The sequence below is a fragment of the Mycolicibacterium monacense genome (assembly GCF_010731575.1).
GTDB classification, from domain to species: Bacteria; Actinomycetota; Actinomycetes; order Mycobacteriales; family Mycobacteriaceae; genus Mycobacterium; species Mycobacterium monacense.
The window spans coordinates 4,698,163-4,712,893 of record NZ_AP022617.1 but is presented as its reverse complement, the minus strand read 5'-3'; the positions used below and the strand labels follow the sequence as shown (position 1 = coordinate 4,712,893).

Below are 14,731 nucleotides of genomic sequence, written 5' to 3'. Positions count from 1 at the left end.
AGTGCTCACATGCAGATCCGCGACACCGCTGTTGCCACCCCCGACAAGCCCGCCATCATCATGTATCCCTCCGGCACGGTGGTGACGTTCGGCGAACTCGAGGCGCGGGCGAACCGGCTCGCCCACCTGTTCCGCGATGCCGGCCTGGTCGAAGGCGACGCCGTCGCGATCCTGATGGAGAACAACGAGCACATCCACGCCGTGATGTGGGCGGCCCGCCGCAGCGGGCTGTACTACGTCCCGATCAACACCCACCTCACCGCTGCCGAGGTCGCCTACATCGTCGACAACAGCGGTGCCAAGGCGATCGTCGGTTCGGGCAAGCTCACCGACACCCTGGCCGGGCTCGAAGCGGAACTCCCGCACGGGCTGCCGCCGCTCCGGCTGATCGCCGGCGCGCAACTCGACGGCTGGCAGAGCTATCCCGACTGCGTGGCCGACAAGCCCGACACCCCGATCGCCGACGAGATCGAGGGCGATCTGCTGCAGTACTCGTCCGGCACGACCGGGCGTCCGAAGGGGATCAAACGCGAACTGCCGCATGTGCCGCCGTCGGAGTCGCCGGGCATGATGGCCGCGCTGGTGTCGTTCTGGATGCACCCCGACGCCGTGTACCTCAGCCCCGCACCGCTGTACCACACCGCACCCTCGGTGTGGTCGATGCAGACCCAGGCCGGCGGTATCACCACCGTCGTGATGGAGAAGTTCGACGCCGAAGGCGCCCTCGACGCCATCGCCAAGTACAGGGTCACGCACGGCCAGTTCGTGCCGGTGATGTTCACCCGGATGCTGAAACTGCCGGAGGACGTCCGCAAGTCGTACGACGTGTCGAGCCTCGAGCGGGTCATGCACGCGGCCGCGCCGTGCCCGGTGGAGATCAAGAAGCAGATGATCGACTGGTGGGGGCCGATCGTCGACGAGTACTACGCGTCCTCGGAGGCGCACGGGTCCACGCTGATCACCGCCGAGGAGTGGCTGACGCACCCCGGTTCAGTCGGCCGTCCCCTCACGGGTGTCCTCCACATCGTCGGTGAAGACGGCAACGAGTTGCCGCCGGGGCAGGCCGGTGAGATCTACTTCGAGGGCGGCTACGACTTCGAGTACCTCAACGACCCCGAGAAGACCGCCTCGTCACGGCATCCACTCGGTTGGAAGACGGTGGGCGACATCGGATATCTCGACGAGGAGGGTTATCTCTACCTCACCGACCGGCGCCACCACATGATCATCTCCGGCGGGGTCAACATCTATCCGCAGGAAGCCGAGAACATGTTGATCACCCATCCCAAGGTGATGGACGCCGCGGTGTTCGGCGTCCCCGACGACGAGATGGGACAGAGCGTCAGGGCCGTGGTGCAGACCGTGGACCCTGCCGACGCGACCGACGCCTTCGCCGAGGAACTGATCTCCTGGCTGCGGGATCGGCTGGCGCACTACAAATGTCCACGGTCGCTGTCGTTCGAACCGCAGCTGCCCCGCACGGACACCGGCAAGCTCTACAAGCAGGAGTTGATCAAGAAGTACTCGTGAACGATCCGGTGGAACTGGCCGGCGGCATCCGCGTCGCGGTCGAAACCCCTTGCGACGACGCCTCGTTCACGCTGACCGAGGCGCCGTCCGACGATCCGCGGGTGGTCGCCGTCGCATCGGTGGCCGATACGCTCGCCGAACTCGACGAGCGTTGTCGTCGGTGGCCGCAGGCCGCGGCCGTATGCGACGACGTGTTGCGCGCGTTCGATCCCGCGCGATCCACGTTCGCCGGGGTGATCACCGAATCGCTGGCCTATTCGACGTTGCAGTCGGGCCCTGAGTTCGGCCGCTGGCTCGCCGAACGCGGCCCGGCGCAGGCCCCCGAGACAGCAAATCCTGTTGTGGCAGAACGCAGAGACGGGTGCCTGACCGTCCGCTTCAACCGGCCCGAACGCCACAACGCCTTTTCCACGGGTGCCCGCGCCGCACTGCTCGAGGCGCTCGAGGTGGCCCGGCTCGATCCCTCGGTCGATGAGGTGGTGCTGTCCGGGGTCGGTCGATCGTTCTCCAGCGGTGGCGATCTCGCCGAGTTCGGCAGCTTCGACGACCCGGCCTCCGCGCACCTCGCGCGGACCCGACACAGCCCGGCCCTGGTGCTCGACGAGGTGACGGCGCGCCTCGGCCGGCGGTGCCGCGCGCAGGTGCACGGTCAGGTGCTGGGGAGCGGGTTGGAGATGGCGGCCTTCTGCGGATGGGTGGTCAGCAGCCCGGACGCGGTGTTCGGCCTGCCCGAACTGACCCTCGGGCTGATCCCGGGCGCGGGCGGCACGGTCAGCATCACCCGCCGGATCGGACGGTGGCGAACCGGCTACCTGGTGCTGTCCGGGCGGACGATCGACCCGTCGACCGCCCTGCGGTGGGGCCTGGTGGACGCCGTCGAATGACCGGAGACCGGGCGAGGAGCGCCCGGGGGGAATGGGCGCTCCTCGCGATCGGGGGGCGGTCAGTGATGACCGGTCCGCAGTGTCAAACGGGGCAGATACCGGGTTTTGTTCCCGTGGCAGCGATTGACCGGTGATGCGCAGAAGTGCCAACGCGGTCAGCGCTGGCGCGCTGGCCGCACGATCACCTCGTTGACATCGACCTCCTCGGGTTCGGAGATCGCGTAGGCGATGGCTCGGGCGATCGCGTCCGGTGTGATCGCGGCGGCCCGGTAGTCCTGCATCGCCGCCGCGGCGCCGGGATCGGTGATGGTGCTCGCGAGCTCGGACTCCACCACGCCGGGGGAGACGGTCGTGACGCGGATCGAGGGGTCGGACTCCTGGCGCAGGCCCTCGGTGATCGCCCACGCCGCGTACTTGGTGGCGCTGTACACCGCGGACGTGGGCACCACCTCGTGGGCGCCGATCGAGGCCACGGTCACGAAGTGTCCGCCGCCGAGCCGCTGGAAGTGCGGCAGCGCCGCGGCGATGCCGTTGAGCAGGCCCCGGACGTTGACGTCGATCATGGCGTCCCACTGGTCGACCAGCAGGGCGTCGAGCCGCGACAGGGGCATGATCCCGGCGTTGTTGACGAGGACATCGATACGGCCGTGAGTGGACACGGCGTCGTCGACGAAGGCCGCCATCTCGGCGCGGTCGGTGACGTCGAGCCGGCGCACCGACAGGCTTCCGTGCTCGAGATCGGCGGCGCCGTCGACGAGTTCGCGCAGGCGGTCCTCGCGGCGCGCGCCGGCGATGACATGGTGGCCGGCACGGGCGAGGTGGGTGGCGACGGCGGCGCCGATCCCGCTGCTGGCGCCGGTGACGAGGATGATCTTCGAATCAGTCATGTGCCCCAGCATCGTGTGGTGCGCGGCGCGCAACCAGGATGCGGTGTGCCTGGGTGCAGCACACCCAGGCACCGGCCCCGTCGCGCCCTTATCGTGGAGAAATGGCCGAACTCGGTGACTATCTGCGCAGCCGCCGGGGTCAGGTGCAGCCGCGTGACGCGGGTCTGGTCGCCACGGGTACCAGGCGCGTGCCGGGTCTGCGCCGCGAAGAGGTGGCCTGGCTGGCCGGGCTCAGCGTGGACTACTACGTACGGTTGGAACAGGGCCGGGAGCGCTCCCCGTCGGCGCCGGTCCTCGACGCCCTCGCCGCGGCGTTGCGCCTCGACCACGACGGCCACCGCCACCTCTTCCGGTTGGCCGGTCTGGCACCGCGGCTGGACGTCGCGAAGACGCCGGACCGCGTCGACCCGGCATTGTCGCGGCTGATGGCGGCCTGGCCGGACAACCCCGCGCTGGTCTACAACCGCGCCTACGACGTGCTGGCCGCAAACCCGTTGGCGCAGGCACTTTTCGGTGACTTCGGCGCCGGCGAGAACCTGATGCTGCTGGCGTTCGGGGAGCCCCGCGCCCGCGAGTTCTACGTCGACTGGCAGGACGTCGCGGAGAACGCCGTCGCGGGGTTCCGGTTGAACCACGCCGCCGCCCCGGCGGACCCACGCGTGCAGACGGTCCTCGCCGAGCTGTTGAATGACAGTGCCGAGTTCCGTGCACTGTGGGAGCGGCACGACGCCCGCGGGAAGTCGTTGACGAGCAAGACGTTCCGTCATCCGGAGGTCGGTGTGCTCGAGCTGACGATGCAGACCTTCGACGTGCGCTCCGCACCGGGCCAGGAACTCGTGGTCTACGACGCCGCACCGGACAGCCCCGGCGCCGATGCGCTCAAACTGCTCGGCAGCATCGCCGCCACGGCCGCCACTCAGTGATTTCGGCGTGCGCAGTCGCGCTCAGCGCGACCAGTCACGCCGAAATCGCCTCAACCCGAGCGGCGCAACGTCACCCGGTAGGTGTACTGCTCTGGCAGGAAGTGGCTGACCGACAGCTCGACGGGCCGATCCGCATCGTCGGAGTAGAGCCGGTCGACGCGCAGCATCGGATGCCCCTCGGCGCAGCCCACCGCCCCTGCGACGGCCTCGTCGGCGGGCGCGACGGTGATCGACTGTGCCGCCTGGGCGATGGGCGCGTCGAGGTGTGGTTCGAGCAGACCGATGACGGTGTGGGTGCTCACCGCGCCGGTCTGCAGTGCGTTGTCGCCGGCGATGTGGCGGGCGATCGACGGGGGCAGGTGCACGGTCGTCGACACGAACGGCACACCCTGGCCCGGTGGTCCGTGCAGCCTGCGGAACACCACGGTGTGCACGACGTCGTCGTCGAGCCGCAGCCGGCTCGCCGCCTGGATGTCGACCCGCCGCGTCAGCCCCCGGAGCACCTCCATCGTGGTGTCCTGCGACAGGCTCATCAGGTCCTCGATGGAACCCAGTTGACGCAGATAGCGTCCGGTCTCCCGCGCATAGGTGCCCCGGCCGGGAACCCGGTACACGACCCCCTCGGCCACCAGGTCCTGGAAGGCCCGTCGCACCGTCTGGCGCGAAAGGCCGTGTCGGGTGACGAGTTCGGATTCGGTGGGCAGTCGGAGCCCGCCGCGGTAGCGGCCTGCGGCGATCTCGCCGCGCAGTTGCTCGCGCAGCGACCGGTACGCCGGCTCGGGTTTGATCGGGAGCTCCTAGATCCCGCCGCGAGCGACCAGTTGGGCGGCGATGACGTTGCGTTGGATCTCGTTGGTGCCCTCGCCGACGATCATCAGCGGGGCGTCGCGGAAGTAACGCTCGACGTCGTATTCGGTGGAGTAGCCGTATCCGCCGTGGATGCGGACGGCGTTGAGCGCGATCTCCATCGCCACCTCGGAGGCGAACAGCTTGGCCATCCCGGCCTCCATGTCGGCGCGCTCACCGCTGTCGTAGCGTTCGGCGGCGTAGCGGGTCAACTGGCGGGCGGCGGTCAGTTTGGTCGCCATGTCCGCCAGGTAGTTTCCGATCGACTGGTGCTTCCAGATCGGCTGGCCGAAGCTCTCGCGCTCCTGTGCGTAGCGCAGCGCATCCTCGAGCGCGGCCGTCGCCACCCCCAGCGCCCGCGAGGCGACCTGGATGCGGCCGGTCTCGAGGCCCTTCATCATCTGCGCGAAGCCCCGGCCGGGCTCGCCGCCGAGGATCGCGGTGACGGGCACCCGGCAGTCGTCGAAGACGAGCTCACAACTCTCGACGCCCTTGTAGCCGAGCTTGGGCAGGTCGCGGGAGACCGACAGCCCCGTCGTGCCCTGTTCGACGAGCACCACGGAGATGCCCTTGTGCCGGGGCGTGGCGGCGGGGTCGGTCTTGCACAGCAGCGCGATCAGCCCGGACCGGCGCGCATTGGAGATCCACGTCTTCGAGCCGTTGACCACCAGCCCGTCGCCCTCGCAGGGCAGGGCCGTGGTGGTCATGTTCTGCAGGTCGGAGCCGCCGCCGGGTTCGGTGAGCGCCATCGTGGCGCGGATCTCGCCGGTGGCCATCCCGGGCAGGTAGGCGCGCTTCTGCTCCTCGGTGCCGAACAGGGTCAGCAGTTTGGCGACGACGGTGTGTCCGCCCATCGCACCCGCCAGGCTCATCCACCCGCGCGCGAGCTCCTGGGTGACCTCGACGTAGCAGGCGGTCGACACCGGCGAGCCGCCGTAGGACTCGGGGATCGCCAACCCGTAGATGCCGATGCGTTTCATCTGCTCGATCCACGCCTCGGGATACTCGTTGGCGTGTTCGACCTCGCGCACGGTCGGTTTGACGTCACGGTCCACGAACGCGCGGACCGTCTCGACCAGCATGGTCTCTTCTTCACTCAACCGGCTCATGGATCCCCTTGTAAATGTACGGCCATATTGACACAGCGAACGGCTCGCTGCCAGCATGTGAGCCTGTGACTTTGTACGGCCAAATCGTGGGTGGACCCTACTTCGACGACCTTGCGGTGGGGCAGGTGTTCGACTCGGCCCCGACCATGACGCTGTCGGCCGGTGCCGCCGCCGTCCACCAGTCGATCCTCGGCGACCGCCTGCGACTGGCGCTGGACGGGGAACTCGCCGCCGCGGTCACCGGTTCGACCAGCCCACTGGCGCATCCGGGACTGGTGTGCGATGTGGCGATCGGTCAGTCGACGCTGGTGACCCAGCGGGTCAGGGCCAACCTCTTCTACCGCGGCCTGGCGTTCCACCGCTATCCCGTCCTCGGCGACAGCCTGTTCACCCGCACCGAGGTGGTGGGGCTCAAACAGAACTCGGTGAAACCGGGCCGCCCCCGGACCGGTCTGGCGGCGTTGCGGATGACCACCGTCGACCAACTCGGCCGGCTGGTGCTCGACTTCCACCGCTGCGCGATGCTGCCGCTGCGGGACGGCGCCGCCGACACCGGACACGCCGACGACCTGTCGGCCATCGGCGCCGACGCCTCGGCACCCGACCCGACCGCCGCGTGGGATGCGCAGGCCTGGCGGAGCCGGGTGCGGTCGTCGTTCGACGCCGGGCTGGCCGGCACGGTGCTGCACAGCACCGCCGACGTGGTCACCAGCGCGCCGGAGCTGGCCCGGCTCACCCTCAACATCGCTGCCACACATCACGATTCGCGGGTCGGTGGCGGCAGGCGGCTGGTCTACGGCGGACACACCATCGGGCTGGCGCTCTCGCAGGCGACGCGTCTGCTGCCGGATCTGGCGACGGTGCGGGCATGGGAGTCGTGCGATCACACCGGCCCCGTGTACGAGGGCGACACGCTCTACAGCGCCCTGCACGTCGACGGCGCGACGCCGCTACCCGATGGGCGTGGTGGCGTGCTGAACCTGCGGTCGCGGGTGTACGCCGTCGACGAGCAGGAGGATCGCCAGGTGCTGGACTGGAAGTTCTCGGCGCTGCACTTCTGACCGCGAGCAGACACAAATGTGCCCCATTTCGGGCCATTTGAGGGACTTTTGCGTCTGCTCGCGGCGGTGGGCCGGGCACGCGGGACAATGAGGTGGTGTCAGCGTTCGCGATCCCGGCCGCGGTGCTCGCGCGTGCCGCACGCGTCGCCGCGGGCCTGCCCGTCGACGTCGACATCCCCGAACTGCTGACGGGCCGTGCCGCGCTGCTCGACCTGCCCGCGCCGGGCCGGATGTCGGCGGGCGGGGCGTCGCGGCTGTTGCGGGCGCGCGACGGGTGGTGCGCGCTGACCCTGTCCCGCCCCGACGATCTCGCCGCGGTACCGGCCCTGCTCGAGGCCGACCACATCGACGCCGACCCATGGCCGGCCATCGGCGACTGGCTGGCCGACCGTTCCGCGGATACCGCCGTCGCGCGGGCCCGTCTGCTCGGGATGCCCGCCGCGATGCTCGCCGAGGCGGCGCCCGCGCAACCCGTCGTCCAGCGGATCACCACCCAGGCGCCGCCGCGCCCGTGGACGGATCTGCTGGTGATCGAGTTGGCATCGATGTGGGCCGGACCGCTGCTCGGCCGCATGCTCGTCCGGGCCGGCGCGACGGTCGTCAAGGTCGAGAGCCTGGCCCGCCCGGACGGCACCCGGCGCGGATCGCCCGAGTTCTTCGACTGGATGAACGGCGGAAAGCACTGCATCACCGTCGATTTCGATGACGCCACGCAACTGGGCGCATTACTCGCGGCCGCGGACATGGTGATCGAGGGGTCCCGGCCCGCCGCGTTGGCCCGGCGCGGCCTCGGGCCCGATGTCGTCCCCGCGCGCGACGGCCGCGTGTGGGTGCGGATCACCGGGCACGGCACCGTGGCGGAACGCGCCGACTGGGTGGCGTTCGGCGACGACGCCGCCGTGGCGGGCGGTCTGGTGGGTGCGGCCGCCGACGGTCCGGTCTTCGTCGGTGACGCGATCGCCGACCCGCTCACCGGTCTGGAGGCGATGCACGCCGTGGTCGAGTCGCTGCACCGGGGCGGCGGGGAACTCGTCGAGGTGTCGATGGCCGCCGTCGCGGCGGGCTACGCCGCGCTGCCCGACGAGGGCACCGCCGAAGTGGCGGCCCGTGCGCCGGCCCTGGGTCCACCCGCCGCGCATCTGGGCGCGGACAACGCCACCGTACGCGCGTTGGTGGAAAGACGTTTGGCCGCATGCTGATTCGACGGGCTACCTTGCTCGACGGGACACGGGTCGACATCCGGACGGCGGAACGGATCCGCGATGTCGCCGACAGCCTGGTCCCCGAGCGAGGCGAAACGGTGCTCGATGCCGCCGGGGCGACGGTGATCCCCGGGTTGCACGACCACCACGTCCACGTGCATGCCGCGGCGGCGGCGCTGGGCTCGGTGCGGGTCGGACCGGCCGACGTGGGGGACCGAGACCGGCTCCTGCGGGCGTTGAGAAGCGCAACACCGGGCGAGGACGGCTGGATCCGCGCGGTCGGCTACCACGAGGCGGTCGCCGGACCCCTGGACCGCGCACTGCTCGACACGTTGAGGCCCGACGTGCCGGTGCGCGTGCAACACCGCAGCGGGGTGCTGTGGACGCTCAACTCGGCCGGGCTGACCCGGCTCGGTCTGAGCGGGCATCCCGACGGCAGGTTGCGCAGCGCCGACGCGGGGTGGGGCGCCGAACTCGAGCGCAGGCAGGTCCCGCTGGGTGAGTTCAGCAGAGCCCTGGCGCGCCGCGGGGTCACCGGGATCACCGATGCCACACCGGATCTCGATGTCACCACGGTGGGGGACTGGAGCGGCGAGATCGCGCAACGCCTCCACGTCCTCGCGCCGGGTAAGCGGATCCTGCACGATGACGCGCTCGACCTCGATGAACTGGTGGCCTGGATGAAGGACCGGCACGACGGCGGCACACCGGTGGCGGTGCACTGCGTCACCGCCGCCCAACTCGTCGTCACCATCGCCGCGCTGCGCATCGCGGGGGCCCAACCCGGCGACCGGATCGAACACGCCGCCGTCGTCCCCGACGACTGCATACCCGATCTCGTGGAACTCGGTGTGACGGTGGTGACGCAGCCGAACTTCGTGGCCGAACGCGGTGATCAGTACCGCGCCGACGTGCCCGCACCCGAACACCGGGAACTGTGGCGTGTCGGAAGCCTGCTGAAAGCGCATGTGCGCGTGGCATTCTCCACCGACACGCCGTTCGGTGACGGTGACCCGTGGGCGGCGATGCGTGCGGCCGTGCACCGTCGCACCCCGTCCGGTGCGCCACTCGGCACCACCGAACGTGTCGACGCCGCAACGGCGTTGGCCCTGTTCTGCGGCTCCGCCGACTCGCCGACGACACCGCGCGCCGTCGCTCCCGGTGAACCGGGTGACCTGTGCATCGTCGAGGGTTCACCGGACGAGGTGCTGGCGGAGCTCGACGGTGACCGGGTGCGCGCGACCATCGTCGGTGGTGAGCCGGTGTGGGCGCCGGGCCGTGAGTGACCCGCCCGCGTCAGTTGATGTGCCGGTGATCGACCGCGTAGGCCTGTACGACGGCATCCGTGTCACCGCCGAGCTGCAGGAACTCCTGGTCGAGCAGTTCGGCGAGGCTGTCGACGGCGATCTTCATCAGCCGCCCCGCCGTCCGGACGTGATCCTGTGCGCTGGCCATCGCCTCGGCGGCGAGCTGGGTCGCGTACTCCAGTGAAGCTGCCAGGGACGCATCGGTTTCCAGGTCGCGGAAGTAGTAGGTGGCGCTGTACTGGGTGAAGTCGTTTCGCGCTTCGACGATGCCCGCCGCCAGCGAGGTGAGGACCTCGACGGGGACACTGTCGATCGGCAGCACGGGATCGCCCTCCCGCGCCCGCCGCAGCGTCGACAACTGCAGTGCCAGCACGCGGCGGCGGTGCAGCGCCGGGTAGATCTCGAGCACCCACGACACGGCGGCGGTGAGCAGCATGAAACCGAAGAGCGCCTCGATGGGGGCGGCCAGCCGCAGCGTCACCGACGTCGGTACGACATCGCCGAACCCGAGTGTGCCGATGGTCACCAGCGACAGGTACAGCGAGTCGACGATGTCGTGCCGCTCATTCGGATCCAGCTCCGTGCCGTACGCGAAACCCTCGGGCATCTGCGCCCAGTAGATGAGCGTCCAGCCGGCGACGGCGATGACACCCCAGGCGAGCACGACCATGGCGATGCCGAGCGGCCCGGTCAGCGAGGCGATCCGGCGCTGAGGCGGTAGGAGACCCAGCAGCCGCCAGATCAGCTTCATCACCGTCGGCGCGATACTGCCGTGGCCGATCGGATGGAACAGCGTGTGGAACACGTCCCGCACGATGACGGCGATGAGCGCGATGCCGGCCACCGTGGCTGTCCACTCCATGTACGGCGTCTCCTCTACGGCGGGGCCGGTGTCCGCGTCGCTATCCCGTCCATCCAAGCCCACGCCGACGCGCACCGCGTCGGCGGATGCGCCGAGGCCGCGCGCGGGGTCAGTCTTCCTTGCGGATCAGCCGGCCGAGCGCCTCCCGGTCGGGGGCCAGCAGCTCCTCGATGCGCGCGCGGTTGACCTCGGCGACGATGATCTCCCCGACGTCCTTGTGCACATCGCTGAAGATGCCGTGCGACTTCATCTTCTCGGTCTGGTAGACGTTGTCGTCGGTCGGTGTCACGTAGTACACCGCGTCGGCCTTGAATCGGTGCACCAGCCACAGGTGGACCAGCGTCATCAGCCGCTTCTTGCGCAGCTTCTCGGCATAGGTGTTCTGGTCGCGCACCGTGAGGATGCTGCGGCCGTACCGGTCCTTGATCGGGTCGACCAGCACGTCGGCGAGTTTCTCCTCGCCGCTGTCGCGCTCCCCGTAGATACCGAGTTCGAGCACTTCACCGCCCGCGCGACGGGGCCGCAACTGCACCCGCAACTTCTCGCCCAGCTGATAGTGCTCACTCCACATCGCGAGCCAGTCCTCGAGCAGCTTCTTGGGCACCTCGGTCTGCACCAGGTGCTGATGCTGTGTGGAGCCCTTGCCCATCGCCTTGGTGGTGGCGGTGCGGCCGGACGAGGCGAGCAGGGCGGCGTCGCTGCGCGGCCCGCCGACGAGCGTCTGCGGTGTGCGGTAGGGCGATTCGACGAGCCGCATCTTGCGCTGCAGACGGGCCAGCGCGAGCATGCCGTCCTGCCGCAGGGCGGTGGCGAACTCCTCGGAGGCCACCCCGTCGACCTGGTGTCCGCCGTAGGTGATGAAGTTGAAGACGAAGCCCATCTTGCCGAGTTCCTCGGGGAACGCCCGCATCTCGTCATCGGTCATACCGGTGGTGTCCCAGTTGAACGACGGCGACAGGTTGTAGGCGAGCATCTTGTCCGGGTACTCGGCGTGGATGGCCTCGGCGAACTCCCTGGCGTCGGCGAGGTCGGCGGTCTTGGTCTCCATCCACAGGATGTCGGCGAACGGTGCGGCGGCCAGTTGTTTGGCGATCGCGTACGGAATGCCGCCGCGCAGTTGGTAATACCCCTCCGGGGTCTTCGCCAGCTCACAGTCCCAGTCGACGTCGACGCCCAACTCCCTGGCCTTCTTGCCGGCGGTGTACAGCGACGCCCGCTTGGCGAACTGCGTCCACTCGTCGACACCCATCGCGTACGCCTCGCCGTCACCCTCGGCGAACTCGAGGCGGGCGGCCACCGTCTCGGCGTAGGTCTTCAGCCCGGCGTCCTCCTCCCAGGCCGCGATGAACTGCGATTCGACGTCGTCGTAGAGCGCGTCGTTGCTCGGGTCGCCGTCGGAACGCCACTGCTCGACGGCCTTGGCGATGACGTCGGCGATACCGTGGCGTTCCAGCCAGGCGCGCGCGGTCTCGTACTCGCCGTCGGGTAGCCAGTAGAGCAGGTGGCCGTTGAGTGCGGTGACGCCCGCGTCGTGGAAGCTGCGCATCATCGCCAGGAAGCACGACTTGTACGACGGAATGGACAGATTCGTCGCGCCGAGCAGGAAGGGTTGATCGCGTTCGTCGGCGCGGCTGTCGATCAGGTTGGCGGCCTCGGCGTCGGTGCGGGCGACGATGATGCCCGGTACGCCCATGATGTCGAGTTGGAACCGGGCGGTGTTGAGGCGTTTGATCTGCTCGTCCGACGGCACCAGGACCTTGCCGCCCTGATGTCCGCACTTCTTGGTGCCGGGGCGCTGGTCCTCGATGTGGTACCCGGGCACGCCGGCCTCGACGAACCGTCGAATCAGGTTGCGCACGTGGGGATCACCGCCGTGTCCGGTGTCGGCGTCGGCGATGATGAACGGCCGGAAGTCGACGGGAGGCGGCGCTGCCGCCCGTTGCTCCTCGCTCATCCGCAGCCGAAGGTAGTGCTGGTTGCGGTCGGCGGTGAGCAGTGCGCGCACCAGACCGGCGGCTTCGTCGGGCACCTGGCTGAGCGGATAGCTGGCCAGATCGGGACCGGGGTCCTCGTCGGTGGACCCCTTGGCGGAGGTGGCCCAGCCGCCCAGGTAGATGCCCTCGATGCCGGCCCGTTTCATGGTCACGGCCTGCCCGGGGGAGTAGGGGCCGAAGGTCGTGATGCTCTTGCCCTGGGAGAACAGTTCTCGAAGGCGCGGGTAGAACGCCGTCGCCGCCTCGCGGGCCACGGTGTGGTCGACGGGGATCGTCCCGCGCTGTTCGACGACCTGTCGGGCGGTGTAGAGGCGGGTGATGCCCTCGAACCGGGGGCTGTCGAGATAGCGCTGCGTCTCGGCGACCTCTTGGTCGAATGACGTGCCGGTCTTGGATTCAGCGTGGGTGGTCACCGTGGCGCTCCTCATCGAGCAGTTCCGTTCCGGCGCGCGAGCCGGAAACCTTCATCTGCCCGACGATACGACGGTCGGTGCGCTCCGGTGGTTACGTTGGACCAATGAAGGTCCAACGATGATGAGGTTCCGACAGTGAAGCTCACCGGATACACCGCACTCGTCACCGGCGCCAGCGGCGGCATCGGCGAGGAGTTCGCCACGCGGTTGGCCGCCGACCGGGTCAACCTGATCCTCGTCGCGCGGCGCACCGAACGGCTCGAGGAGTTGCGCGGCAGGTTGCTCGAACGCCATCCCGGGATCGACATCGACGTGCTGTCGGCCGATCTGGGGGTGCCGGGCGCGGCCGCCGCGCTCGCCCAGCAGGTCGACGCCCTCGGCCGCCGGGTGGATGTGCTGATCAACAACGCCGGCATCGGTCTGCACGGCAGCTTCGCCGAACAGGACCCGGCGGCCAACGCCGCGCAGATCCAGTTGAACTGCGTCACGCTGGTCGAGTTGACCGGCTATTTTCTGCCGGAGATGATCGCCGCGAAACGCGGGGTGGTCCTCAACGTCGGGTCGACCGCCGGTTTCCAGCCCGTGCCCAGCATGGCGGTGTACGGCGCCACCAAGGCCTTCGTGCTGTCGTTCTCCGAGGCGCTGTGGCAGGAGACCCGCGGCTCGGGGGTCAAGGTGCTCACGCTGTGTCCGGGCGCCACCGAGACCGAGTTCTTCGACCGCACCGGAAAGAGCTTCATGACGCGTGGCCGTCAGAGCTCGGCGCAGGTCGTCGACACCGCGCTCAAGGCACTCGACCGCCCCTTCCCGACGGTGGTGTCCGGTCTGCACAACCGCATCCTGGCCCTCGGCTACCGGATCGCGCCGCGTCCGGTGCTCGCGATGGTCTCCGAACAGCTGATGAAGGCGTCCGGTCAGCGTTAGACGGCGAGCTGGCTCTGCAGTCTGACCGACGCGGTGTTGGTGTCGGGTCCGCTGCCGAGCCCCTTGCCGATGCCCCTGCCCTGTGCGGTGACGGCGAGGTAGATGCGGTCGCCGCGGAACAGGTCGCGGGAGAACTCGCACGGCGTCCCGTCGCTGTCGTAGGTGACCCGGGTGATCAGCAGCAGTGCCGATTTCGGTTTCACCCCGAGCAGCGACGCTTCGGTGGTGGTGGCGTTGACCGCCTCGATGCGCTCGTCGGCCCGCCCCGGCACCAGGCCGTAGCGGTTCTCGAGCACCTCGTAGATGGATCCGCCGAGTTGCTGTTCGAGCAGTCCCGGGAACGCGTCGGCGGGAAACTGGGCCAGTTCCAGCGAGATCGGCGATCCGTCGGCCAGGCGGAGCCGCTGGATCTCCACCACGAAATCGGTGGGCTGCAGCCGCAACGCGGCCTGGGTGGCGTCGTCGACCGGGGCGATCTTCGTCGACAGCACCCGGGTGCCGGCGACGTATCCCTGATTGGCCAGGAACGCCGGTACGCCGACGACATCGGCGAGGTTGCGCTCGACCTGACCGTGGCTGATGAAGATCCCGCCCGCACGCCCGATCACCCGGTGCACCATGCCGGCCTCTTCGAGGGCGGCCAACACCTGCCGCAGGCTCGACCGGCTGGTCCCGTACCGCTCGGCGAGGTCGCGTTCGCTGCCCAGTTTCGCACCGGGGACGCCGGCGTTGATGTCGGCCACGATCCGGCGCCGCAACTCTTCGCTGTGCGTCGCCACCGGCTGACCT

Annotated in this window: 13 protein-coding genes; 7 read left to right on the top strand and 6 right to left on the bottom strand. The window is 69.4% G+C overall.

The window, feature by feature from the left end; translation table 11 throughout:
* Positions 1–9 precede the first annotated feature (9 nt).
* Both fadD4 and G6N49_RS22495 read left to right on the top strand, forming a co-directional pair.
* Positions 10–1,530, top strand: a complete 1,521-nt coding sequence (gene fadD4 / locus G6N49_RS22500) for a fatty-acid--CoA ligase FadD4 (protein WP_064874961.1) — start codon at positions 10–12, stop codon at positions 1,528–1,530.
* Positions 1,531–1,538: 8 nt separating this feature from the next.
* Complete coding sequence (locus G6N49_RS22495) at positions 1,539–2,414, top strand: enoyl-CoA hydratase/isomerase family protein (RefSeq protein ID WP_064875015.1); 876 nt, start codon at positions 1,539–1,541, stop codon at positions 2,412–2,414.
* A gap of 155 nt (positions 2,415–2,569) precedes the next feature.
* Here the strand turns inward: G6N49_RS22495 and G6N49_RS22490 are convergent, their stop codons facing one another.
* Positions 2,570–3,301 (bottom strand): SDR family oxidoreductase, encoded by a 732-nt coding sequence (locus G6N49_RS22490; RefSeq protein ID WP_110807585.1) that lies wholly within the window; start codon positions 3,299–3,301, stop codon positions 2,570–2,572.
* 101 nt (positions 3,302–3,402) lie between these two features.
* On the opposite strand from G6N49_RS22490, the gene G6N49_RS22485 reads away from it, so the two are divergent.
* Entirely contained in the window at positions 3,403–4,224 is an 822-nt protein-coding gene (locus G6N49_RS22485; RefSeq protein ID WP_179967781.1) for a helix-turn-helix transcriptional regulator, read from the top strand.
* A 50-nt stretch (positions 4,225–4,274) separates the two neighbouring features.
* Here the strand turns inward: G6N49_RS22485 and G6N49_RS22480 are convergent, their stop codons facing one another.
* Both G6N49_RS22480 and G6N49_RS22475 read right to left on the bottom strand, forming a co-directional pair.
* Positions 4,275–5,012, bottom strand: a complete 738-nt coding sequence (locus G6N49_RS22480; RefSeq protein WP_083044522.1) for a GntR family transcriptional regulator — start codon at positions 5,010–5,012, stop codon at positions 4,275–4,277.
* 9 nt (positions 5,013–5,021) lie between these two features.
* Positions 5,022–6,179, bottom strand: coding sequence for an acyl-CoA dehydrogenase family protein (locus G6N49_RS22475; RefSeq protein WP_011854253.1), 1,158 nt, complete (start codon positions 6,177–6,179; stop codon positions 5,022–5,024).
* A gap of 65 nt (positions 6,180–6,244) precedes the next feature.
* Here G6N49_RS22475 and G6N49_RS22470 point away from each other — a divergent pair, with 65 nt between their 5' ends.
* The 3 genes from G6N49_RS22470 to G6N49_RS22460 all read left to right on the top strand — a co-directional run bounded on the left by G6N49_RS22470 (position 6,245) and on the right by G6N49_RS22460 (position 9,728).
* Positions 6,245–7,240 (top strand): MaoC family dehydratase, encoded by a 996-nt coding sequence (locus G6N49_RS22470; protein ID WP_083044523.1) that lies wholly within the window; start codon positions 6,245–6,247, stop codon positions 7,238–7,240.
* A 92-nt stretch (positions 7,241–7,332) separates the two neighbouring features.
* On the top strand, positions 7,333–8,439 hold the full coding sequence (locus G6N49_RS22465) for a CoA transferase (RefSeq protein WP_083044524.1): 1,107 nt from the start codon (positions 7,333–7,335) through the stop codon (positions 8,437–8,439).
* Entirely contained in the window at positions 8,433–9,728 is a 1,296-nt protein-coding gene (locus G6N49_RS22460) for an amidohydrolase family protein (RefSeq protein ID WP_083044525.1), read from the top strand. The genes G6N49_RS22465 and G6N49_RS22460 overlap by 7 nt, the downstream gene beginning before the upstream one ends.
* Before the next feature lie 10 nt (positions 9,729–9,738).
* On the opposite strand, the gene G6N49_RS22455 is transcribed toward G6N49_RS22460, so the two are convergent.
* Together G6N49_RS22455 and aceA are read right to left on the bottom strand one after the other, a co-directional pair.
* A complete protein-coding gene (locus G6N49_RS22455) occupies positions 9,739–10,611 on the bottom strand; it encodes a potassium channel family protein (protein WP_011854257.1) in 873 nt (290 codons plus the stop codon).
* Between the two features lie 109 nt (positions 10,612–10,720).
* The gene (aceA, locus tag G6N49_RS22450) at positions 10,721–13,033 is read right to left on the bottom strand and encodes an isocitrate lyase ICL2 (protein WP_064915812.1); all 2,313 of its coding nucleotides are present in this window, start codon (positions 13,031–13,033) and stop codon (positions 10,721–10,723) included.
* A gap of 120 nt (positions 13,034–13,153) precedes the next feature.
* Between aceA and G6N49_RS22445 the strand changes: the two genes are divergently transcribed.
* A complete protein-coding gene (locus tag G6N49_RS22445) occupies positions 13,154–13,942 on the top strand; it encodes an SDR family NAD(P)-dependent oxidoreductase (RefSeq protein ID WP_064874946.1) in 789 nt (262 codons plus the stop codon).
* On the opposite strand, the gene G6N49_RS22440 is transcribed toward G6N49_RS22445, so the two are convergent.
* Positions 13,939–14,721 carry a GntR family transcriptional regulator gene (locus G6N49_RS22440; RefSeq protein ID WP_083044526.1) on the bottom strand — a complete coding sequence of 261 codons (783 nt, stop codon included), beginning with the start codon at positions 14,719–14,721 and terminating at the stop codon, positions 13,939–13,941. The two genes, G6N49_RS22445 and G6N49_RS22440, sit on opposite strands and share 4 nt — an antisense overlap.
* Positions 14,722–14,731: the final 10 nt, after the last annotated feature.